Annotated in this window: 19 protein-coding genes; 16 read left to right on the top strand and 3 right to left on the bottom strand. The window is 74.5% G+C overall.

Features of this window, described 5'->3' with window-relative positions; all coding sequences use genetic code 11:
* Positions 1-289: 289 nt before the first annotated feature.
* From IF20_RS06790 to IF20_RS06780, 3 genes are all read left to right on the top strand, one after another.
* Complete coding sequence (locus IF20_RS06790) at positions 290-898, top strand: TetR/AcrR family transcriptional regulator (RefSeq protein ID WP_052864100.1); 609 nt, start codon at positions 290-292, stop codon at positions 896-898.
* Between the two features lie 93 nt (positions 899-991).
* Entirely contained in the window at positions 992-1,798 is an 807-nt protein-coding gene (locus tag IF20_RS06785) for an SDR family NAD(P)-dependent oxidoreductase (RefSeq protein ID WP_052864099.1), read from the top strand.
* A 206-nt stretch (positions 1,799-2,004) separates the two neighbouring features.
* Entirely contained in the window at positions 2,005-3,477 is a 1,473-nt protein-coding gene (locus IF20_RS06780) for an MFS transporter (protein WP_052864098.1), read from the top strand.
* Here the strand turns inward: IF20_RS06780 and IF20_RS06775 are convergent.
* On the bottom strand, positions 3,458-4,228 hold the full coding sequence (locus tag IF20_RS06775) for an AfsR/SARP family transcriptional regulator (protein ID WP_407702460.1): 771 nt from the start codon (positions 4,226-4,228) through the stop codon (positions 3,458-3,460). The genes IF20_RS06780 and IF20_RS06775 overlap by 20 nt on opposite strands.
* Before the next feature lie 222 nt (positions 4,229-4,450).
* Positions 4,451-6,106, bottom strand: coding sequence for an FAD-dependent monooxygenase (locus IF20_RS06770; RefSeq protein WP_052864096.1), 1,656 nt, complete (start codon positions 6,104-6,106; stop codon positions 4,451-4,453).
* A gap of 308 nt (positions 6,107-6,414) precedes the next feature.
* Between IF20_RS06770 and IF20_RS06765 the strand changes: the two genes are divergently transcribed.
* From IF20_RS06765 to IF20_RS06705, 13 genes are all read left to right on the top strand, one after another.
* On the top strand, positions 6,415-8,151 hold the full coding sequence (locus tag IF20_RS06765; protein WP_110943900.1) for a class I adenylate-forming enzyme family protein: 1,737 nt from the start codon (positions 6,415-6,417) through the stop codon (positions 8,149-8,151).
* Between the two features lie 45 nt (positions 8,152-8,196).
* The gene (locus tag IF20_RS06760; protein ID WP_052864095.1) at positions 8,197-9,201 is read left to right on the top strand and encodes a methyltransferase; all 1,005 of its coding nucleotides are present in this window, start codon (positions 8,197-8,199) and stop codon (positions 9,199-9,201) included.
* Between the two features lies 1 nt (position 9,202).
* The gene (locus IF20_RS06755) at positions 9,203-10,915 is read left to right on the top strand and encodes an FAD-dependent monooxygenase (protein ID WP_052864094.1); all 1,713 of its coding nucleotides are present in this window, start codon (positions 9,203-9,205) and stop codon (positions 10,913-10,915) included.
* A complete protein-coding gene (locus IF20_RS06750) occupies positions 10,912-12,924 on the top strand; it encodes an FAD/NAD(P)-binding protein (protein ID WP_052864093.1) in 2,013 nt (670 codons plus the stop codon). The genes IF20_RS06755 and IF20_RS06750 overlap by 4 nt, the downstream gene beginning before the upstream one ends.
* A complete protein-coding gene (pcaB, locus tag IF20_RS06745) occupies positions 12,921-14,423 on the top strand; it encodes a 3-carboxy-cis,cis-muconate cycloisomerase (RefSeq protein WP_052864092.1) in 1,503 nt (500 codons plus the stop codon). Before IF20_RS06750 ends, pcaB begins: the two co-directional genes overlap by 4 nt.
* A gap of 3 nt (positions 14,424-14,426) precedes the next feature.
* On the top strand, positions 14,427-15,431 hold the full coding sequence (locus tag IF20_RS06740; protein ID WP_052864091.1) for a carbohydrate kinase family protein: 1,005 nt from the start codon (positions 14,427-14,429) through the stop codon (positions 15,429-15,431).
* Positions 15,428-16,402 carry a methylenetetrahydrofolate reductase [NAD(P)H] gene (gene metF, locus IF20_RS06735; protein ID WP_110943899.1) on the top strand — a complete coding sequence of 325 codons (975 nt, stop codon included), beginning with the start codon at positions 15,428-15,430 and terminating at the stop codon, positions 16,400-16,402. Before IF20_RS06740 ends, metF begins: the two co-directional genes overlap by 4 nt.
* Before the next feature lie 187 nt (positions 16,403-16,589).
* On the top strand, positions 16,590-17,384 hold the full coding sequence (locus IF20_RS06730; RefSeq protein WP_052864090.1) for an AfsR/SARP family transcriptional regulator: 795 nt from the start codon (positions 16,590-16,592) through the stop codon (positions 17,382-17,384).
* Positions 17,385-17,457: 73 nt separating this feature from the next.
* Positions 17,458-18,042: an RNA polymerase sigma factor gene (locus tag IF20_RS06725; protein ID WP_324605558.1), complete on the top strand. Its 585-nt coding sequence runs from the start codon at positions 17,458-17,460 to the stop codon at positions 18,040-18,042.
* On the top strand, positions 18,039-18,857 hold the full coding sequence (locus tag IF20_RS06720) for an Ada metal-binding domain-containing protein (protein WP_234426541.1): 819 nt from the start codon (positions 18,039-18,041) through the stop codon (positions 18,855-18,857). Before IF20_RS06725 ends, IF20_RS06720 begins: the two co-directional genes overlap by 4 nt.
* Before the next feature lie 25 nt (positions 18,858-18,882).
* Positions 18,883-19,431 (top strand): methylated-DNA--[protein]-cysteine S-methyltransferase, encoded by a 549-nt coding sequence (locus tag IF20_RS06715; protein WP_199896514.1) that lies wholly within the window; start codon positions 18,883-18,885, stop codon positions 19,429-19,431.
* Positions 19,428-20,660: a class I adenylate-forming enzyme family protein gene (locus tag IF20_RS06710; protein ID WP_052864089.1), complete on the top strand. Its 1,233-nt coding sequence runs from the start codon at positions 19,428-19,430 to the stop codon at positions 20,658-20,660. Before IF20_RS06715 ends, IF20_RS06710 begins: the two co-directional genes overlap by 4 nt.
* A gap of 51 nt (positions 20,661-20,711) precedes the next feature.
* Positions 20,712-21,278 carry an ABC transporter substrate-binding protein gene (locus IF20_RS06705; protein WP_052864088.1) on the top strand — a complete coding sequence of 189 codons (567 nt, stop codon included), beginning with the start codon at positions 20,712-20,714 and terminating at the stop codon, positions 21,276-21,278.
* Between the two features lie 42 nt (positions 21,279-21,320).
* On the opposite strand, the gene IF20_RS06700 is transcribed toward IF20_RS06705, so the two are convergent.
* A complete protein-coding gene (locus IF20_RS06700) occupies positions 21,321-21,947 on the bottom strand; it encodes a cupin domain-containing protein (protein ID WP_052864087.1) in 627 nt (208 codons plus the stop codon).
* Positions 21,948-22,066: the final 119 nt, after the last annotated feature.

Raw genomic sequence — 22,066 nt, 5'->3', positions numbered from 1 at the left:
TAGAGGTCTCGGTCTCAAGCTGTGACGTGTGGGGGCGGTGGTCGGGCGGCCCTCGGAGGGCACTGGGTGGGGGGCGGCAGGGGCTCAGGAGCCGAGGCCCACCCGGTGGGCAGGCGGGCACGTAGTGCGGCGGCCGCCGGCCGTCCCCCTCCGGCCGGGTCTGCCGCTATGGTGAACTCTGAGCGGACAGCTGTCCATTAGCGTTGAACCTAGCGGACACCTGTCCGCTTAGCAAGGCGGTTCCGGGGTAATTCCCTACAGCCGAACGGTGATTCCGGAAGGAGGACGAGTGCGGCGGAAGAGAGACGCGCAGGCCGAGGCGGAGACCCGGAAGGACGCGCCGCTGCGCTCGGACGCCCAGCGGAATCGCGAGCGCATCCTGGAAGTTGCGCTCGCCGAGCTGACGCGCTCCGCGGACGCCCCGCTGAGCGCCATCGCCAAGAAGGCGGGCGTCGGCCAGGGCACGTTCTACCGCAACTTCCCCAACCGCGAGGCCCTCGTCCTGGAGGTCTACCGCTACGAGGTGCAGCAGGTCGCCGACACCGCGGCCCAGTTGCTGGCCACCCGCGCGCCCGACCGGGCCCTGCGGGAGTGGATGGACCGCCTGGCCCAGTACGCGATGGCGAAGGCCGGACTGGCCGACGCGATGCGCCGGGCCACCTGTTCCCGCGGCAGTCTGGCCGGGCTCGGCCACGCCCCGCTGACCTCGGCGATCACCCTACTTCTGGCGGCGAACGAGGAGGCCGGCACCGTGCGCCCGGGGGTCACCCCCGACGATTTCCTGCTCGCCATCGCGGGTCTGTGGCAGATCGACCCGCACAGCGACTGGCAGGCCCGCGCGGCCCGGCTGCTGGATCTGGTGATGGACGGTCTGCGGGCGGGGGCCCGGCAGCGCTGAGTCGTGCAACCCGTTCGGGCGGGCCGGTGTTCCTCTCATCGAGACACCTCGCTTCCCGTCCGTCAGCGGGCGGACACGACGACAAGGAATTCCATGGATCTGCAGCTTTCCGGCCGTGTCGCGGTCGTCACCGGCGCGTCCAAGGGCATGGGGCTGGCCATCACCCGCACACTGCTCGCGGAGGGCGTCCGTGTGGTGGCCGCCTCCCGCAACAGCAGCCCCGGCCTGGACGCGCTGGCCGGCCCCGACCTGGTCCACGTACCGGTCGACCTGATGTCGCCGGAGGCGCCCGAGCGGGTGATCAACCGTGCCGTGGAGGCCTTCGGCAAGCTCGACATCCTGGTGAACAACGCCGGTGGCCCGCCGCCCGGCGTCGAGCTGCCGCGCGGCTCCTTCCTGCACGCCTCCGACTCGGACTGGCAGGCCATGTTCGAGTTCAACCTGTTCGCCGTCGTGCGCGCGATCCGCGCCGCCATCCCGCACCTGCTGGAGAGCGACGCGGCCTCGATCGTCAACATCTCGTCGGGCAACGCCCGTCAGCCCGCGCCGATCAACGTGGACTACGGTGCGGCCAAGGCGGCGCTGAACAACCTGACGAAGCAGCTGTCGGGTGAGTTCGGCCCGCAGGGCATCCGTGTCAACGCGGTGCTGCCGGGTGTCACGCGCACCGAGTGGTGGACCGAGGACGGCGGCGTCGCCGACAAGATCGCCGCGCAGGCCGGCGCCGACCGCGAGACGGTCCTCAACAAGATCGTCCCGGAGATGCTGAACCTCTCCACGGGCCGTTTCGTGGACCCGCAGGAGATCGCGGACGCGGTCGCCCTGCTCGTCTCCCCGCGCTCCGGTTCCACCACCGGCGCGGAGTTCGTGATCGACGGCGGTCTGCTCAAGGAGGTCTGACCGACCGGTCCGCGCACCGGAGCGCGGCGGCCACCACGCCGCCCACGCGCGGACATACGCGGTGCCGACGGGGGTGCACGCCCGTGCCGCCCGTCGGCACCGCCTTTTCTTCTCCGCCCGGCGCGGCACACGTCGGCGGCCCTGAGAACCACCCGTCCCCGGACGCCGTTCCCCCGCTGCCGTCCACCCGTTACGCGGAGCCCGTCATGTCCTTACCGCTGCCTGCCCGGAAGCAGGCCGCCCCGCCGCCGTCGCACGCCGAAACACCGCCCCGCGCCGGCGGCCGGCCCTCGCACCTGCTCACCTTCGCCCCGCTGCTCGCCAACGCCGACGCCGGGGTCGTCGCGCTCGCGCTGCCGCACTTCCAGCAGGACCTGGGGATGGGGCTCGCGGGCGCGCAGTGGGTGAGCCATGTGTACGTCCTGCTGGTCGGCGCCGTGCAGCTGGCGGGCGGCCGGCTGGCGGACCTGGCCGGTGCCCTGCGGCTGTTCCGCTGCGCGCTCGCCGGTTTCGCCGTGGCCGCCGCGTGCTGCGCGCTCGCCCCGACCGGCGGCGCGCTCATCGCGGCCAGAGGAGGCCAGGCGGTGGCCGCCGCGCTGCTCGTGCCGTCCGCGATGGCCCTGCTGGTCGCCCGTGCGCCGGGACCGACCGCGCGGGTCCGGGCGCTCGGCCGCTGGGCGCGCGCGGGCGGCCTCGGCTCGGTGGCCGGGATCGTGCTCGGCGGCCTGGTGCTGAGCCGGCTGGGCTGGCGGTGGGCCTTCTGGCTGGACGTGCCCGTCGCGCTGGGCATGCTGTACGCGGCGCGCCGGCTGGAGCCGGTCCCGGTCTTCCGCCGGGCGTCCGGAGCCGGAGCCGGGCTGTGGGGCGCGATCTGGCTCAGCGGCGCCCTGTTGGCCCTGATGTACGCGCTGGTGCACCTCCCGCAGCAGGGGCTGGGGACGAGCGACTGCGGCGCGCTGCTCGCCGCCGTACTGCTGGGCCTGCTCTTCGCCGCCTCCCAGCGCCGCACGGCCGCGCCGCTGCTCCCGTCGCGCGTACTGCGCGCCCGCGGGCTGCTGGGCGGTTCGGCCGGGGTCTTCCTGGTGGCCGCGGCGACCGGCCCGGTAGGCGTGATCGGCAGCCTGTATCTCCAAGGCGCGCTGCATTACGGCCCGTTGGGCGCGGGGCTGGCGATGCTGCCCATGGTGGGCGGGATCATCGTGGTGGGCCGCGTGTGCTGCCGGCTCCTGGCACGGCGCGGGCCGCGGCTGCCGTACCTCGTGGGCTGGGCGCTGATCGGCGCCGGTCTTCTGCTGCTGACCGGGGTCTCGGCCGACTCGGCCTATCTGCCGTCCCTCCTCCCGGGCCTGCTGCTGATCGGCTGCGGAATGCCGTTCATCTGGATGACGTGCGAGGTGGTGGCGCTGTCCGGGGTGGGTCCGTGCGGTACGGGGATCGGCGCCGGCATCGTGCAGTCCGCCGGGCAGCTGGGTGGTGCGCTGGGGCTGGCCATGGCGGTGACCGTGGTCACCGCGCGGGCCGGCGGGAGCGGCCCGCTGAGCGGTGCCGGTGCGGCGGCGCTGTCGGAGGGGGCCGGGCAGGCGTTTCTGGCCGCCGCCGTGCTGGTGCTGCCCGCCCTGGCCAACGCGTGGGCGGGCCTGGGCGGGCAGCGGCCGGCGGTTACGACGCGATCGCCGTGACGAGGTCGAGCGAGAGCCGCGGCCAGCTGTGCGCCGGGGCCTCCAGCCGGGGGCTGGCCGACAGGATCTCCATGTGCACGCGGGACAGCTCCGGCGAGGGCGGTACGCCGAAGTCCGTGCGCAGGGTGCGGCGTACGCGGTGGAAGGTGGCCAGCGCGTCCGCCTGCCGGCCCGAGCGGTACAGCGCCACCATCAGCAGTGCCGCGAGGCGCTCGTCGGCCGGGTGGCAGTGCAGGAGCGAGGCGAGCTCACCCAGGAGTTCGTGGTGCCGGCCGAGCCGGAGGTCGGCGCGGATGCGGTCGGTGAGCGCCGTGAGCCGCAGCTGTTCCACGGAGTCGATGGCGGCGGCCAGCAGCGGGCCGGCGGTCACGTCGCCGAGGACCTGTCCGTGCCACAGCTCCGTCGAGGCGGCCAACTGGGCTGCCGCGCGGGCGTTCTCGCCGTTCGCCAGCGCCTTCCGCCCGGCCCGTACCTGCTCCTGGAAGACGTCCAGGTCCAGCTCGCCGGGGCGTACCACGAGGAGGTAGCCGTGCTCGCGGGTGGCGAGCCGGCCGGCCTGCCGCTGTCCGGAGCGGGCGCGGCCGGTCAGGGCGCGGCGCAGCTGCATGACGTAGGTGTGGATGGCGGCGTGCACGCTCGGCGGCGGGCTGTTCTCCCAGAGTTCTTCCACGAATTGGTTGACCGTCACCACACGATTGGCATTCATGATCAGAAGGGCCAGCATTTGCCTGGGTTTCGGGGCGCTCGGCATCCGGCCGGCGCCCCCTTCCGTGACGGTCAAAGGACCGAGCACGCTGAATTTCATCGCAACTCCCCCGTAGCGATACAGAGCCGTTCGCCGCAGGCGCCCTCCCCCGGGCGCCGGCGCACTTCCCGGTGCGGACCGGCCCGTCTTTCCGGACTATATCGGCACCCGCATCAACGAATGCTCAACGTTCCGCCGAAATGTTGGCAACCTGACGCGCCGGCCGGGTCAGTGGCCGGTGACGCGGGCGAGCAGCGCGGCAGGGTCGGCGGGCGGCGCGGCACCGCGCCAGGCGGTGTGCTGGTCGGGCCGTACGAGGACCAGGTCACGTCCGTAGAGCTCACGGGCCAGGGGGTCCGCGAGCGGCAGGACGGTGAGCGGGACGCCCAGGTCGCGGGCGGCCGCCTCGAAGCCGGCCGCGGCAGCGGCGTCGCCGCCCAGGCACAGCAGGGTGAATCCGGTGCCGAACCGGTCGAACAGCGAACTGCCCGGTCCCCGTACGTCGTCGAGCCAGAGGTGCGGGGCGCGGCAGCCCGCCACGGACGAGGGGGTGTAGGCGGTGAAGGAGTCGGGGGGCGGGGTGTCGTCGCCGGCGTCGACGACCGGCGAACCGGTGTACCGGGCGCCCAGCTGGACGCCGAGGGTGTCCAGGGTGCGCAGGCCGTACTCGGCCAGCGCGGCACCGGCCTTCTCGCGGGCGGCGGCGCCGCGCGGGGAGTCCTCCTCCAGGACGGCGGGGCGGTCGATGGCACCCAGGCCGATGTTGAGTTCGCGGGCGGCCGCGGTGTTGCGCAGCGCGACGGGGCGGCGCTCCGCCTCGTAGGAGGCGAGGAGGCCGGGGCCCGCCCAGCCGTGGACGGCGGCGGCGAGCTTCCAGGACAGGTTGGCCGCGTCGTCCAGCCCCGTGTTCATGCCGAAGCCGCCGTTCGGGGTGAACAGGTGGGCGGCGTCACCGGCCAGCAGCATGCGGTCCGAGCCGAAGCGCTCCGCGACGAGGGCGGCCCCCGGCGTCCACGGCCGGTGGCTGACCACCTGGACGGCCAGGTCGGTGCCGGCCGCCCGGCGGACGAGCCGGACGAGGTCCGCGTCCCGCGCGGTGTCCGGGTCGACGGAGCTGGTCAGCAGGAAGAACTCGGTGTTCCCGTCGAGGGAGATGAGGTTGAGGGCGAGTTCGGCGTTGACCGCCCAGTGGCTCCATGCGCGGCGCGTGCCGAGGAGTTCGGGCAGGCCGGGTATGCGCAGGTGGGCGGCGACGGCGCGGCGGCCGAGCACTTCCTGTTCCAGGGAGCCGGGCCCTTCGTACGCGATACCGAGGTGGCGGCGCACCAGGCTCCGCCCGCCGTCGCAGCCCACGGCGTAGCCCGCCTCCCACGCGCCGGGGACGCCCTCGTGCTCGGTGGTCAGGCGTACCCCGTCCGGCCGTTCCTCGACGGCGGTGACGCGGTGGCCGTAGCGGAGGGTGATGCGCGGGCGGGTGGCGGCATGCGCGAGGAGCAGCCGCTCGACGTACATCTGGTTGGCCCGGTGCATCGGTTCGGGCGTCTGGTCGGTGCGCGGCGCGGCGCGGGTGTGGGCAGCGGCCTCGGCGGGGCCGGGCCACGGCAGGATCGCGAGTTCGTGGCCGCTGTAGCGGGTGAAGAAGGTGATGCCGGCGTCGTGGCCGGCCGGCAGGCCCAGGGCGCGCACCCGGCCGGCCAGGCCGAGGGTGCGGTAGTGCTCCATGGTGCGGGCGTTGTGGGTGCTGCCCCTCGGGTACGCCGGCAGGGCGGGCTCGCTGTCGAAGACGGTGACCGCCACGCCGTAGCGGTCGAGGAAGAGCGCGAGCAGCAGCCCCACGGGACCGCCTCCCACGAGGGCGACTGGGGTGGTCGACGGGCCGTGCATTGCGGGGTCCTCCAGCCGTACTGACCGTCCGGAACATCGCTCCCGGATCCTTTTCCGGCCGGAACAGGGTCGCAATGATCCCTGAAGGATGGAGCAAGGATTCCGCTGTCCGCCGCGGGTAATTGATCTCCATCCAGCCTTTAGCAGAACCCTGCACAATCGTGCTCCGACGGGCCGTACGGACTTTACCGAATAGGCCTGTCCGAAACAGTGGCGACGGCAACGGAATTTCCGGCCGGGTGCCGGAAGCATTACCGCCCGCGGCGGTCGCCGAATGAAGTGCACCTCTCGGAGTGTGGGGTATCGCGATGTTTCTGCATGGCACGCACCGGACCGCCGGCCAGCGGCTGCGGCTCGCCGCCGACCGCCGGCTGGGGGCCGGCAACTTCTTCTGGCACGCGTGGCGGGTGGCGGACGACCGGGACCGGCCGATCCTCTTCCACCCCGACGTGACCGACCCGTCCTGGGCGAGCCGGGAGCTGCCCGGCCACTCCCTCGACGACATGCGGCTCGCGGTCATCAAGTACGCGCACTGGTACCGGCAGCAGGGCATCCGCGCCGGGTCGCACGTCGGGCTGATGACCCGGGACGGCCTGGCGGGCCTGCTGCACCACATCGCCGTCACCTCGCTGGGCGCCGCCGCGGTGCACTGCAATCCCAAGATGCCGCTGCGGACCGCCGCCGAGTACTTCCTGCGGACCGACGCCGCGCTCGTGGTGGGCGATGCCGACCTGCTCGCCGGGTGCGCGCGGGCGTGGGACGCGACCGACGGGGTGAAGGCACCGCCCGTGTACGGGATCCGGCTGGTGGCGGAGACGGCGACCCGGCCGGACCGGCCGCTCGCGGACTTCCCCCACCGGTACACCGGCGACGAGCTGATCATGATTTCCCACTCGTCGGGCACCACCGGGCGCCCCAAGGCCCCCGTCTTCCACCACCGTTCCTTCTTCGCCGGCAAGCGCGAACGGCTGTGGACTTTCCCGTCGCTGAAGACGGACCGGCTGCTGACCGCGCTGCCGCACAGCCACTCGGCCGGCATCAGCTACCTGAGCATGGCAGTGCTGCTGGGCATCCCGACCCTCCTCCTGGACGATGCCGACGGCGCCCGGGTGACCGAGGCCGTGAACACCTTCCACCCCACGGTCGTCCTGGGCTTCCCGCTCACCCTCGCCACCATCGATCCGGGCGCCATCACCCCGGACGCGGCGGCGCGGGTGCACACCTGGAACGGGATGGGCGACGCCTCGCACGAACGCCACATCCGCCCGCTCGTGGCACTGGGCTCGCACCCCACGCGGAAGGGCCGCGCGGCCGGCTCGGTCTACGTCGACGGCCTGGGCTCCTCGGAGATGGGCATGGTCCTGTTCAAGCAGGCCCACACCCGCGACTCGGAGCTGTACGGCCGGGTGATCGGGCGGCCCGCGCGGGTGGTGCGCCGGGCCGCGGTGCTCGACGCCGCGGGCCGGGAACTGCCGCCGGGCCAGGCCGGCATGCTGGGCGTCCGCACCCCGAGCGTCACCCTCGGGTACTGGGACGACCCGGACCTGAGCCGGCAGTCGCGCAGCAACGGCTACTTCCTCACCGGCGACATCGTCCGCCGTGACGACGCCGGGGTCTGGTACCACCTCGACCGCACGCCGGACGTCATCCGCACCGCCCAAGGCCCCGTCTACAGCCTGCCGCTCGAAGAGGTGGTCCTGATGGCCACCCAGGCGCTGGACGCGGCGGTGATCGCCGTGGACGACCCGCAGGACCCGGGCAGCTCACGCCCGCTGGCCGTCGTGCACTACGCGGACGGCGTGCAGCGTTCGCCGCGGGACCTGCTCGACGTCTGCAACACCGCACTCGCACGGCACGGTCTCGCGCGCCTGGACGGCCTCGTCCTGGCGAACGACCGGGCCGGGCTGCCGGTCGGCGTCACCGGCAAGGTCCTCAAGCGAGTACTGCGCGAACGCCACCGCAACGTGCTGCACACCGGGGGCGACGACGGCGAAGTGGCCGTCGGCACCGAACTGCCGGACGCGCCGGTCCGGCAGACGGACTGACCCCGGCGACCGACCTACCACCGCGACCATCCGAAAGGCCGGAATGTGACCGACGAGCAGGCTGCCCGCAGGGTGGTGGACATCATCACCGGCGCCTGGCAGTCCCAGGCCCTCTACGCGGCCGTCACCCTCAACCTCCCCGACCTCATCGCCGCCGGGCACACCGGCGGCGCCGATCTGGCCCGCCGGGCCGGCACCAGCGCCGACGGCCTCACCAGGCTGATGCGGCTGCTCACCGCGATCGGCGTGTGCGCCGGATCGTACGAGGACGGCTACCGCCTGACGCCGGCGGGCGAACTGCTGCGCACGGACGCGGAGCAGTCGATGAGCGAGATGGTACGCATCTACGGAGAGGAGTTCCGTGCGGCGTGGGGAGCGATCGTCCCCGCGGTACGGACCGGCACGTCCGGCTTCGAGCACGCCTTCCAGCAGCCGCTGGGCGCCTACTTGGCGAGCGAGCCGGGCGCCGGCGCGAAGTTCCTGCGCGCCATGAACGCGGGCAGTGTGTTCTTCGAAGAGGTGGCCGCGGCACACGACTTCAGCGGCGCGCGGACGGTGCTGGACGTGGCGGGCGGCAGCGGCGTGCTGCTCGCCGCCGTCCTGCGGGCCCACCCGCACCTGCACGGCACGGTGCTCGACCTGCCGCACATGATGCCGGTGGCGCGGGAGCAGCTGGCCGCGGCCGTCGGGCCGGAGCGCTACGACACCGTGCCCGGCGACGCCTTCGAGGAGGTACCGGCCGGCCACGAGGTGTATCTGCTCTCCCGGGTCCTGCAGGACTGGGACGACGAGCGGTGCGTCCGGCTGCTCTCCCGGATCCGCGCGGCCATGGGCACCGCCTCGCGCCTGCTGGTCCTGGAGCGGGTGATCCCCACGGCCGGTTCGGCACTGCTGCCGGTCCTGTGGGACCTGCACCTGCTGATGGCCGCCGGCGGGCGGGAGCGCACCCGGGACGGCTACGAGGAGTTGTTCTCGCGGGCCGGCCTGCGGGTGACGGCCGTACGGGACCTGGCCCTGGAGACGACCCTGCTCACGCTGGCCCCGAGCTGACATGGACGCAGCGCTCACCCGCCCGGTCGTCATCGTGGGCGGCGGCACGACGGGGCTGGCCCTGGCCCTGTTCCTGGACCGCCTCCGGGTTCCGTCCGTCGTCCTGGAGGCGCGCACGGCGGACGAAGTGTGGTCGCGGCCGGCCGGCGAAGGCCCCGACGCCCGCACCATGGAGCACCTGCGCCGGCTCGGCCTGGCCGGGCAGGTCCGGCGCCGTACCGGGCCCGGCCCCGACGCGCCCGCGGACACCGTCTGGGCGGCGCGGCTCGGCGGACCGCCGCTGGCCACGCTCGCCCGGCCCACCACCCGGCAGGCACTGCACGCCGTCGCGACCGCGCCCGCCACCGACCCACTGCCCGAACCGGCGCACGGGACGGACGGCAGCGCCGTCGCCCGGCTGCTGTACGAGCGGTCCTGCACCAGGCCCGGCATCACCCTGTGCTACGGCTGGCGCCTGGAGTGGCTCACGCAGGGCGCGACGCACGTGGAAGTCACCGCCCGGAACACCGTGAGCGGCATCGCCCGGCGGTGGTGTGCTCCGTACGCGGTGGGCTGCGACGGCCAGGACAGCGCGGTACGCGACCGGCTCGGGATCCACCGGTACCGGCTCGACGGCCGCGGCGCGACCGGCCCGCATCGGGGCAGCTGTGCCGTACGCCTCGAACTCCCCACCTTTCACGATGGTGTGCCTGCGGACCGCCGGGCCGGCACGTACTGGACGGTCGGCGGGGACGCCGTGGTACGCCTGGAACCACTGGACGGCCGCGGCGCGTTCGTCCTCACCGGCCACTCCCCCGCACCCGGCACGACGCCGTCGGCGGATGCGGCGCCCTCCGCGGAGGCCGTGCGCCGAGCTTTGGGCATCCGGCTGCCCGTGCGCGTCCATGGCCGCCCCTCGTGGTTCCCCGAAGCGGCCGTGGTGGCCGAGCGGTTCGCGGCCGGGCGGGTGTTCCTCGCCGGTGGGGCCGCGCACGCCTTCCCGCCGGACGGCGGATTCGGCCTCGACACCGGCATCGACGACGCGGCGGACCTGGCCTGGATGCTCGCCGGACAGGTGCGGGGCTGGGGCGGTCCCGGCCTGGCTGCCGCCTACGACCTCGAACGCCGCCGGGTGGCGCTGCGCACCGGAGCCGTCGCCGACGAACTCCACCGCAGCCTGGCGGCCATCGGGCTGCCGCCCACGACGGACGACTCCCCCGCCGGAGCCGCCGCCCGGCGCCGGGCCGGTGCGCTGCTGCGGACGTACGGCGAGCGGTCCCGGGCGCTCGGCGTCCGGCTCGGCGCCCGGTACGACGGCTCCCCGCTGATCGCGAGCCGGGAGGCGGCGCCCGCCGCGGCGCCCGGCACCTACCTCCCCTCCGGCGTGCCCGGAGGCCGCGCACCGCACCTCTGGCTCGACGCCCGGCACGGCGCGGGCAGTGCGCTCGCCGACCGGTTCGGCGCCGGCTTCACCCTGCTGCGGCTGGGGCCCGGCCCGGCCGACGCCAAACCGCTGCAGGCCGCCGCGCAGGCCCAGGGGATGCCGCTCACCGTGCTCGACGTGGCCGGCCCCGAGGCCCGCGAACTGTACGGCCGCGACCTCGTCCTCATCCGCCCCGACCAGCACATCGCCTGGCGCGGGAACCGGCTGCCCATCGACCCGGGCGACCTGGTGTCACGGACCACCGGCCGGTGCGCCACGGCCCTGCCGAACGATTACGGAGACCTTTTATGAACAGCGCCGGCCTCAGTGTCTGCGTCGTCGGAGCCGGGCCGCGCGGCCTGTCCGTACTGGAGCGGATCTGCGCCCGCGAGCGCAAGTCCGCCCGGCACACGTCCGTCACGGTGCACGTCGTGGACCCGGCCCGGCCCGGCGCCGGCCAGGTCTGGCGCACCGCCCAGCCGCACCATCTGCTGATGAACACGGTCGCCTGCCAGATCACCATGTTCACCGACCACACCGTGGACATGGACGGCCCCGTCGAGCCGGGCCCCAGCCTGTACGAGTGGGCCCGCTTCATCCCGGTGCCCGGCGGCGCGCCGGCGGCGGAGGGACCGGCGGGAACGGAAGACCCGGCGGGAGCGGACGGGGGCACCGACGCCGGCTTCCTCGCCGAGGCCCGCCGGCTGGGCCCGGACACCTACCCCAGCCGGGCGTTCTACGGCCGCTACCTGGAAGCGGTGTTCGCTCAGGTGGTGTCGGGCGCTCCCGCGCACGTCTCGGTCCGGGTGCACCGGTCCACCGCGACCGCCCTGGACGACGCCCCGGACGGAACGCAGGCCGTGACGCTCGCGGACGGCACCGTACTGACCGGACTGGACGCGGTGGTGCTCGCCCAGGGCCATGTGCCGGCCCGGCCCACTGCGGCGGAGCGGGAGCTGTCCGCGGAGGCGGCGGCCGCCGGACTGGTCCATGTGCTGCCGGCCGGCCCGGCCGACGTGGACCTGTCCGGGATCGGCGCCGGCGAGCCGGTGCTCCTGCGCGGGCTGGGGCTGAACTTCTTCGACCACCTTGCGCTGCTGACGAGCGGCCGGGGCGGGGTCTTCCGGCGGGACGGGGAGCGCCTGGTGTACCGCCCGTCGGGCCGCGAGCCCCGGCTGTTCGCGGGGTCCCGGCGCGGTGTGCCGTACCACGCCCGCGGCGAGAACGAGAAGGGCGCGCACGGCAGGCACCTGCCGCGGCTGCTGACCGCCACCCACGCGGCGGCGCTCCGCGAACGCGCCGCCGAGGGCGGGCAGTTGCTGTTCGGCGCCGATCTGTGGCCACCGGTCGCCAAGGAGGTGGAGAGCGTCTACTACGGCGCTCTGCTGGCCGCCCAAGGCCGGCCGGCGGAGCGGAACGGCTTCGTCGAGCGCTACCTCGCGGCCGCCGGCCGGGCGGGCGAAGCGGCGGTGCTGGACGCGTACGGCATCGCGGACCGCGACCGCTGGGACTGGGACCGGGTCGCCCGGCCGTACGGAACGCGGAAGTTCAACGGCCGGGCGGACTTCCGCGACTGGCTCCTGGCATACCTCCGGGAGGATGTCCGCGAGGCCCGCGCCGGCAATGTCAGCGGCCCGCTGAAGGCCGCGCTGGACGTGCTGCGCGACCTGCGGAACGAGATCCGGCTCGCGGTCGACCACGGCGGCCTGGCGGGCGACTCCTACCGGGACGACCTGCAGGGCTGGTACACACCGCTCAACGCCTTCCTCTCCATCGGGCCGCCCGTCGCCCGCATCGAGGAACTGATCGCGCTCATCGAGGCGGGGGTGGTGGAGCTGCTCGGCCCGCGGATGCGGGTGCGGGTCGCGACCGCCGGGACGGGCCGGGTCTTCCGCGCGGAGTCGGACGTGGTGGGCGGCGCGCCCGTCCACGCGACCACCCTGATCGAGGCCCGGCTGCCCGAACCGGACCTGCGCCGCACCGCCGACCCGCTGCTCCGGCACCTGCTGACGACCGGCCGGGCCCGCGCGTACCGCATCGCCGGGTCCGACGGCACCCGGTACGAGACCGGCGGTTTGGCGGTGACCGAGCGGCCCTACCGGACGATCGACGCGGCGGGCCGCGCGCACCCGCGCCGGTTCGCGTACGGGGTGCCCACCGAAGGGGTCCACTGGGTGACGGCCGCCGGCATCCGGCCGGGCGTCAACTCGGTGATCCTGGGCGACTCCGACGCCGTCGCCGGTGCCGTCCTCGCCCTCGGCAGTGCCGGCCGGCGCACCGTCCGGCCCGAGCACGCCCCGCTCACGGAGGTGACCGCATGACCGCATCCGCGCATTCCGCACCGGCCCCCGGGCTCGACGAAGGGCTGCTCTCGCCGGTACGCGCCGGCACCCCGGCCGAGGCCGAGGTGTCCGACACCGCGTGGCTGCAGGCGATGCTCGACGCGGAGGCCGCGCTGGCCAGGGCGCAGGCCCGGGTCGGCACGGTGCCGCCCGGCGCCGCCCGGACCATCACCGGGACGGCCGTCGCCGCCCGCTTCGACGTGCGGGAACTGGCCGTCGCGGCGCGCGAGACGGCCAACCCCGTGGTCGGCCTGGTACGCGCCCTCACCGCGGCCGTCGCGGAGCGCGACCCGTCGGCCGCCGAGTACGTGCACCGCGGGTCGACCAGCCAGGACATCTTCGACACGGGGGCGATGCTGGTCGCGCGGCGCGCGCTGACCGTGATCCGGGCCGATCTGCTGCGGACCGCCGACGGGCTGGCCGAGCTGGCGGCCGGGCACCGGGACACACTGGTCGCGGGCCGCACGCTCGCACTCCAGGCGGTGCCCACGACGTTCGGGCTGAAGGCGGCCGGCTGGCGGGACCTGGTCCTCGACGCGGCCGACCGGGTGGCGCACGTGCTGTCCCACGGGCTGCCGGTCTCGCTGGGCGGCGCGGCCGGCACGCTGGCGGGCTATCTGGAGTACGCGGCGGACGGGCCGGACGGGGACGCACGGCCCGCCGCGGGCGCATACGCCGACCAGCTCACCGCCGCCTTCGCCGACGAGTGCGGCCTCGTACCCCAGCGCCTCCCGTGGCACGCGCTGCGCACCCCGCTCGCCGACCTCGCCGCGGCGTGCGCGCTGACCACCGGCGCGCTGGGAAAGTTCGCCGTCGACGTGCTGGGGCTGGCCCGGACGGAGGTCGGCGAGGTGAGCGAGCCGGCGGTGGCGGGACGGGGCGGCTCCTCGGCCATGCCGCACAAGCGCAACCCCGTGCTGGCGACGCTGGTGCGCAGTGCGGCGCTCCAAGTGCCGGTGCTCGCCGCCGGGGTCACCCAGTGCCTGCTGGCCGAGGACGAACGCTCGGCGGGTGCCTGGCACGCCGAGTGGCAGCTGCTGCGCGAGTGCCTGCGGCTGACCGGCGGCGCCGCGCACACCGCCGCCGAGCTGGCAGAGGGACTGGAGGTGCGGCCCGGCCGGATGCGGAGCAACCTGGCGCCGGGCGGCGCCCAGTTGGTCTCGGAGCGGCTGGCCGCCGTGCTCGCGCCGCGGCTCGGCAAGGCGGCGGCGAAGGAACTGCTGGGCGCGGCGGCGGACGAGGCCGCGCGCACGGACCGGCCGCTGGCCGAACTCCTCGCCGCCGACCCCCGGGTGGGCCGCGACTTCGACGTACCGGCGCTGCGCGCACTGCTGGACCCGGCCGAGTACACCGGCGCCGCCGGCCCGCTCGTCGACCGGGCGCTGTCCCGTACCGCACCGCACGGCGCCGGCCGGCCCGCGCGGACCACCGCCTCCGACCGGTCCCCGGACCCGTCGGAGGCTCGGCACCAGGAGTGACCCGTGCGCATCGCCGTGACCGGCTCGATCGCCACCGACCATCTGCTGGAGTTTCCCGGCCGCTTCGCCGACCAGTTGGTCGCCGGGCAGCTGGCCAGGGTCTCCCTGTCCTTCCTGGCCGACCGGCTGGACGTCCGGCGGGGCGGGGTGGCCGCCAACATCTGTTACGGGCTGGCCGGGCTGGGCCTGTCGCCGGTGCTGGTCGGCGCCGCGGGCGCGGACTTCGCCGAGTACGGCGGGCGGCTCCGGGCGGCCGGTGTCGACACCGACTCGGTACGCATCAGCACATCCCTGCACACGGCGCGGTTCGTGTGCACCACCGACGCCGACCAGAACCAGATCGCCACCTTCTACGCGGGGGCGATGGCGGAGGCCCGGGAGATCGACCTGGCGGCCGTCGCGACCCGGACGGGCGGCCTGGACCTCGTCCTCATCGGGGCCGACGACCCCGAGGCGATGCTGCGGCACACCGCCGCCGCCCACCGGCTGGGCATTCCGGTGGCCGCCGACCCCGCACAGCAACTGGCCCGGCTGGACCGGGCGCAGACCCGGCTGCTGGTGTCCGGCGCGCGCTGGCTCTTCACCAATGCGTACGAGGCGGCGCTTCTCGAGGAACGCACCGGCTGGTCCGCGGAGGAGCTGCGGGCGCGGGTCGGCACGTGGCTCACCACACTGGGCGACGAGGGCGTCGGCGTCACCCGGGCCGGCGGTCCCCCGCTCCGGATCCCGGCCGTGCCGACCCGCGCGGCGGCCGATCCCACGGGCGCCGGGGACGCGTTCCGGGCCGGCTTCCTGGCCGGCCTGGCCTGGGGCTGGCCCGCCGCGCGGGCGGCCCGGCTGGGCTGTGCGCTGGCCACGGTGGCCCTGGAGTCCATCGGCACGCAGGAGTACCGGCCCGTGCCGGAGGACCTGGTGGCACGCATCGGGGAGGCGTACGGGGCGGAGGCCGCCCACGCGGCCCGGCCGCGGCTGGCGGGTACGGCAGCGGCGCCGGTGGGGACAGCATGAGCGCCGGGGCGGACGGCAGGGTCATCGGCGGGTTCGGCGCGGCCGGCCGGGCGCCGGGCAGCCTGCGCCGGGCTCTGGCTGCCGGGCGGCCGACGTTCTCGTTCGAGTTCTTCCCGGCGCGCACGGCGGCGGGTGAGCGGTCCCTGTGGGAGACGGTCCGCAGGGTCGAGGCGCTGGCCCCGGACTTCGTGTCGGTGACGTACGGCGCGGGCGGGTCGTCCCGGGACCGCACGGTGGGGCTGACCGCGCGGATCGCCGACGGGACCACCCTGCTGCCGGTGGCGCATCTGACGGCCGTCGGGCACACGGTGGCCGAACTGCGCGCCATCGTGGGCCAGTACGCGGACGCCGGGGTGCGGGACGTCCTCGTGCTCCGCGGCGATCCCCCGGGCGACCCGCTCGGGCCGTGGACTCCGCACCCCGGCGGTCTCACGCACGCCGTCGAGCTGGTGGAACTGGTCCGTTCGCTGGGCGACTTCACGGTCGGCGTGGCGGCGTTCCCGGAGCGGCACCCGCGCTCGCCGGACTGGGCGAGCGACATCCGGCACTTCGTGGCCAAGTGCCGGGCGGGGGCCGACTACGCCATCACGCAGATGTTCTTCGACGTCACCGACTACCTGCGGCTGCGCGACCGGCTCGCCGCGGCGGGGTGTGCCACGCCGGTGATCCCCGAGATCATGCCCGCGACCGACGTGCGGCAGATCCGGCGGTTCGCGGAGCTCAGCGGCGCGGCGTTCCCGGCGGAGCTGGCGCGGCGGCTGGCGGCCGCCCGTGACGCTCCTCAGGACGCGTACCGGATCGGCGTCGACCACGCGACCGCGATGGCCACCCGGCTGCTGGCCGAGGGCGCGCCGGGTCTGCACTACATCACGCTCAACAAGTCGGCGGCCGCGCTCGACATCCACCGGCGGGTGTTGGCGGAGACGCCGGGTGCGCGGCGCGCGCCCGGCGCCGTCCGGGTCCGGGCATGACCGTTTTCCGGGCCGCAGAAATGATCGCCGATTCCGGCGGCCGACATGCGGAATGCCCTGCACTGTTTCGCCGGCCTCGCGTTTCCTCGTTGACACGCATTCCCCTTGCCCATACCGTCACCGACGGTAGCTTCCGGGGATCGGATTGACAACCGTCCCGCGCATATGCACGCCAGGGGGAAAAGCAATGGACATGGGTGTACTCGGCTCTCTCGTCCTGGAAAACAATGGAAACTCCGCGGTGCCCAGCGCCCCGAAACCCCGCCAATTATTAGCCTTCTTAATGCTCCACCTCAATGAAGTGGTGCGCGGCAGCCAGTGCATCACGGAACTGTGGGCGGACCGGCCGCCGAAAAGCGCGGTGTCCACGCTCCAGACCTATGTGCTGCACATCCGCCAGGTGATCCGCGGCGCGCTCGGACCGGAGCACGACGGCATGCTGGCCACCCGCAGCCAGGGCTACCAGCTGACCGCCGACCCCGCCGCGCTGGACCGGACCCGCTTCACGGCCCTGGCCAGGCTCGGCCGGGCCGCCGCGGCCGCCGGTGACGACGCCCGGTCCGCCGACCTCTTCGCGCAGGCCCTCGGCCTGTGGCGCGGGCCGGCCCTCGCCGACGTACAGGTCGGACAGCTCAGCGCGGCACACGTCGTCGACCTGGAGGAGACCCGCCGGGGCGTGCTGGAGCGCCGCATCGAGGCCGACCTCACCCTCGGCCGGCACCAACGGCTGCTCGACGAGTTGAGCGCGCTCACCACCCTGCACCCCCGGCACGAGAACCTGCACGCCCAGTACATGCTGGCGCTCTACCGCTGCGGCCACCGCGCCGCCGCACTGGCCGTCTTCGGGCAGCTGCGGGACGTGCTCGGCGAGTCGCTGGGCATCGAGCCCTCGCCCCGGATGCAGCGCCTGAACAGCGCGGTCCTCGCCTCGGATCCCATACTGGACGCCCCGGCCGGCAGCGGCTCGCTGACCCGCACATGACCACGGGAAGCACGCCGTCACCCCTTCGTCCGCCCGCCCTGCAACCCTTTCCACGAGGCCGGTGTTTCACCTCATGATGGAAGACAAGGCCGAGCACCTGACCGACCGGCTCGCGCTGGATCTGGACGACGGCTTCACCGAACTCGTCCGGCTCCACGCAGGCCCGGTCCACGCGTACCTGTACCGGATCTCCGGCTCCCGCGCGGACGCCGACGATCTGGGCCAGGACACGTTTCTGCGTGCTTACTCGGCGCTTCAGGGATATTCCCCGGAGCGCCGCCGAGAGCTGCGTCTGCGCGCCTGGCTGATGACGATCGCGACAAACGTCTGGCGTAATCACGTACGCAGTAACACCCGGCGGCCGGTATCCGTCATGAACGTGGAGGACACCTGTGACACATGGGCAGAGGACGGGCCCGGACCAGAGGAAAGGGCCGCTAATTCGGAAGACCGCAGACAACTTGTCGCCGCGCTTTCCGAGCTTTCCGAGAAACAGCGCATATCCGTGGTACTGCGGCACGTCGTGGGAATGAGTTACGCGGAAGTCGCCGAGGTCCAGGGCTGTCCCGTGGGCACGGCCAAGGCTCAAGTCTCCCGTGCGATGGGCGAGCTGAGGCAGTTGCTGGAACCAGGCACACTGAAGGGGGTGACGATGTGAACCAGGAGATCGACGACGCGGTGCCGGAGCCGGCCGACGGCTGGACCGGCGGTCTCGCGGACCTCGCGGCCCCCGCGCCGCCCGACTTCGCGCTCGGCATCCTGCGGCGAGTCGGCATCCCCGCGGAGCGCTACGACACCTATGTCCGCGTGACCTGCCCGGCGGGCCCGCTGCTCGTGGCGTACGGCGGGGCCGCCGTCACCGGCGCGGCCCTGGCCGGAGCGGGGCTCACGGCGGAGACGTTCGAGGAGCTGTACCAGGACCGCACCGGCCGCTCGGTGCTGCCGACGGAGAAGCTCCTCCCGGGGCTGCGGACCGCGCTGCGCACCGGACGGGCGCGCAAGCTGCCGGTCGAGTTCCCGGGCACCGAGCCCGCCGACCGCGCGGTCCTGGAGGCGGTGCGTGCCATCCCCGCCGGCCAGCTGCGCCCGCTGAGCTGGCTCGCCCGCGAGGCCGGACGCGCGGACGCGACACCGGACTCGCTGGTCGGCTCGCTGACCCGCAACCCCGTGCAGGTACTCGTCCCGTGCCACCGGGTGACGTACGACGACGGCGCCCCCTGCGACGCCTCCTACCTGCCGTCCACCGGTGACGCGCTGCGCACCGCCGAAGGGCTGGACATGCGCCACTTCAAGAACGTCGCGCGCAGCGGCACGGTCTTCCTCGGCAGCGACACCACCCACATCTACTGCCATCCCACCTGCGCCCACGCGCGCCGGATCACACCACGCCACCAAGTGCCCTTCCGTACCGCTACGGAGGCACGCCGCGCCGGATACCGGGCCTGCAAGAGCTGCCGCCCGGTGACCGCGTGAGCGGCACACGTCCGTAGGAGAAACGATGACCACGCACGAACGGGCCGACGGCGCCGCACCGGTGACCGTGACGGTGCACCCCACCGCCATGGGCCTGCTGACCCTGGCCGCCACCGAAGAGGCCCTGGTTTACTGCGGGTTCACCGGGCCGGCCGCCGTACGCGACCGGCTCGCCCGCAGCGGCGCCGCCGGCCCCGTGCGGTCCGAGCCGTCGCCGGCCGCCACGCCGGTGCTGCGCACCGCGGCCGCCGAGCTGGACGCCTACCTCGCGGGCCGCCTGCGCCACTTCTCCGTACCGCTGGACCTGCGACTGGCCACCCCCTTCTGCCGGGAAACGGTCGGCGCGCTGGACGCCTTCGTGCCGTACGGGCACCTCGCGACCTACAGCGAGCTGGCGGCCTCGCTCGGGCGCCCGAAGGCGGCGCGCGCCGTCGGCACGGCGCTCGGCGCGAACCCGCTGTGCGTGGTGCTGCCCTGCCATCGCATCGTCGGTTCCACCGGGCGGCTGACCGGCTACGCCGGCGGCATCCGCGCCAAGGAGTTCCTGCTCGGCCTGGAACGGCAGGTGCCGTGAGCACCCGGCCCGAGCCGGCGCCCGACTGGTGGGGGGACGAACTGCTGGGCGGCCATCCCGACCGGCGGCCCTGGGCCGTGCGCGGCGGGCACGTCCTCACCTACGGCACGCTCAGGGAACAGGTCGCCGCGACGCGCCGGCTGCTCCGGTCGCACGGCATCCGCCCCGGCGACACCGTCGTACTCCAAGGGGCCCACGGATTCACTCAGTTGTGGTCGCTGCTCGCCCTGTGGTCCCTCGGCGCGCAGGTGCTGCTGCTCGGTCCGCAGGTGCGGGGCCGGGAGCTGGGGCTGTTGCTGGACCGCTGCCGGCCGCGGTTCCACGTCGCCTTCGACGGCGGCCCGGCCGACGGGTTCCACGGCGAGGGCGCGACGGAGGTGCGCCGGCTGAAGGGCGGGCTGCCCGCCGCGACCGCGCACTGCCTGGTGCAGTTCACCTCGGGCAGCACGGGCTGTGCCAAGCCGGTGGGCCGCACTGCCGAGTCCCTGCTCGCCGAGCTGGCGGGCTTCGCGCGGGTGGCCGGCATGCCGGCGGCCGGCGAGCGGGTGCTCGTCCTCGGCCCGCCCGCGCACTCCTTCCCGCTCATCGGCGGCCTGCTGCACGCGATGCACGTCGGCGCCGTCACGGTCTTCTCCCCCGGCGCCGGCCGGCCCGCGCTCCTGCGGGCCGCCGCGCTCGGGCGCACGGAGGCCGTCATCGGCGCGCCCCGGCATTTCGCCGTGCTCGCGGCCGACGGCCGGGGGCTGCGGCTGCCGCGGCTCCGGGTCGCGGTGTCCGGGGGCGACCGGGTCGACGACGCGGTGCACATCCGGTTCGGCGAGCGGTACGGCGTCCGGCTCGGCCAGGCGTACGGCACCACCGAGACGGGCATCGTGGCGACCGACCCCACCGGCTGGTACGGCCCGGGAACGGTCGGCCTGCCGGTCGACGGCGTCGAGGTGCGCGTCGTCGACACCGAGCTGCAGGTGCGGCTCGACCGGTCCCCGTACCTGCTGCCGGAGGAGGCGCCGGCCCGGTTCCTCGCCGACCCCCACGGCAGCGGCGCCGGCTGGTTCGCCACCCGCGACCGGGTGACCCGGGACGCGCTGACCGGCGCGCTGCGCATCGCGGGCCGCTTCGATCCGCTCGTGGACCGCGGCGCGCTGTCGGCGGACCACCACGGCCAGCTCAGCAGCCGGACCCGGTCGCGTCTGCTGCGCCGGGACGGCGAACCGGCCGGCTCCGGCTGACCCGCGGCGCCGGCAGTCCCGGCACCCGAGACGACGACGGAAGGCGGCGCCATGCCCCGCGCGCAGTGGGACGCGTACGACGCCGGGCCGGGCGGCTCGCCGTTGCTCGCCCGGGAGGACCTGGCGGCCGTGGGCGGTCTGCCCGACCCGGCGGCCCACACGGAAGCGGAGCTGGCCACCGTCCTCCGGCTGGTGTCCCAGGTGGCTCCGCGGACCGGGACGGTGGCGGTGGGCCACAGCCGCGACGCCGCGTCCCGCACGGCGGCCGACGCCTTCCGCACGGCCTGGCAGGAGGCGGGCGGCGAGGTGGTCACCGTGGTGGACTGGCCGGAGGAGGCGGCGTCCTGGCTGCGGCCGGCGCAGCGGCTGACGGCGGACCATCCGGACGCCTGGGTGATCGCCGCGGCACCGCTGGGCTGGGTGCAGCTCAGCCGCCGGCTGCGGCGCAGCACGGACTGGGACCCCGGCCGCACCGTGGGCTTCGCCGCCCTGGCCGACTCCCGCGTCCCGGCCCTCGCCGGACCCGGCACGCTGGCAGGCCTGAGCGGCGGCGCTCCGGACGGCGGCGCCTGGCGGGTCCGGCTGGACTGTGTCACGCACTTCCCGGCGACGGACTGACGTACGCGCCCGGCGACGGGGGGTGACACACGCGCCCGGCCGTCAGTAGTGGTGGGCCAGCACCTCGTCCGGCAGCTTCTCCAGCTCCACGCGCTCCGACGGCTTGCGGTTCATGTACCGCGGGTCGCAGCCCTTGTGGCCCAGCAGCCGCGCCACCGGGGCCAGGGCACCGAAGAGCACCCGCTGGACGGGCCAGGGAGTGTTGGTGAAGCGCACCACGTCACTGAACTCCATGGTGGTGACGGCCTGTTGGAGCAGCTTCGGCATTCCCTCGGGGCTGGTCTTCCCGTCCTGCGCGAGCCCGAAGAGCTGGCGCAGGACCAGCTGCTCGAAGCGGTCGCTGTTCTTGCGCACCTCGCAGATGTGGAAGGACTCCTCGCCGCTGCAGTTCCACCAGCGGTGCTTGATACCGGGCTGGATGAGCACGCTCTGCCCCGGTTCGTCGAGCGTCACGGGGCGGCCGCCGATGAGGAAGGCCACCTTGCCGCGTACCAGCGTGAAGCGCTCCTCGCTCACCGGGTGGACGTGCTCGCCGGAGACCGCTCCGCCCGGTTTGGCGTAGACGTCCATCACGGTCCGCGCCCCGCCGTTCTCCGCCGCGGGCGTCCTGATGACGACGCGCTCACCGCACCGCGGATTCTCGTACACCTCACCGACCTCGACGTTCACCGATGTCTCCTCCACTGCCGTCCGCCGGCTCTCGGGTGTCTGCCATGCTGGCGCGGCGCGGTGGCCCGGTCGCTCCGAATCTTGCGCCGTTCCACTGCGCCGTTTCTACTGCGCCGGGG

This window comes from Streptomyces niger (assembly GCF_000718305.1).
GTDB lineage: Bacteria > Actinomycetota > Actinomycetes > Streptomycetales > Streptomycetaceae > Streptomyces > Streptomyces niger.
This window is presented reverse-complemented; position numbering and strand designations above follow the sequence as displayed.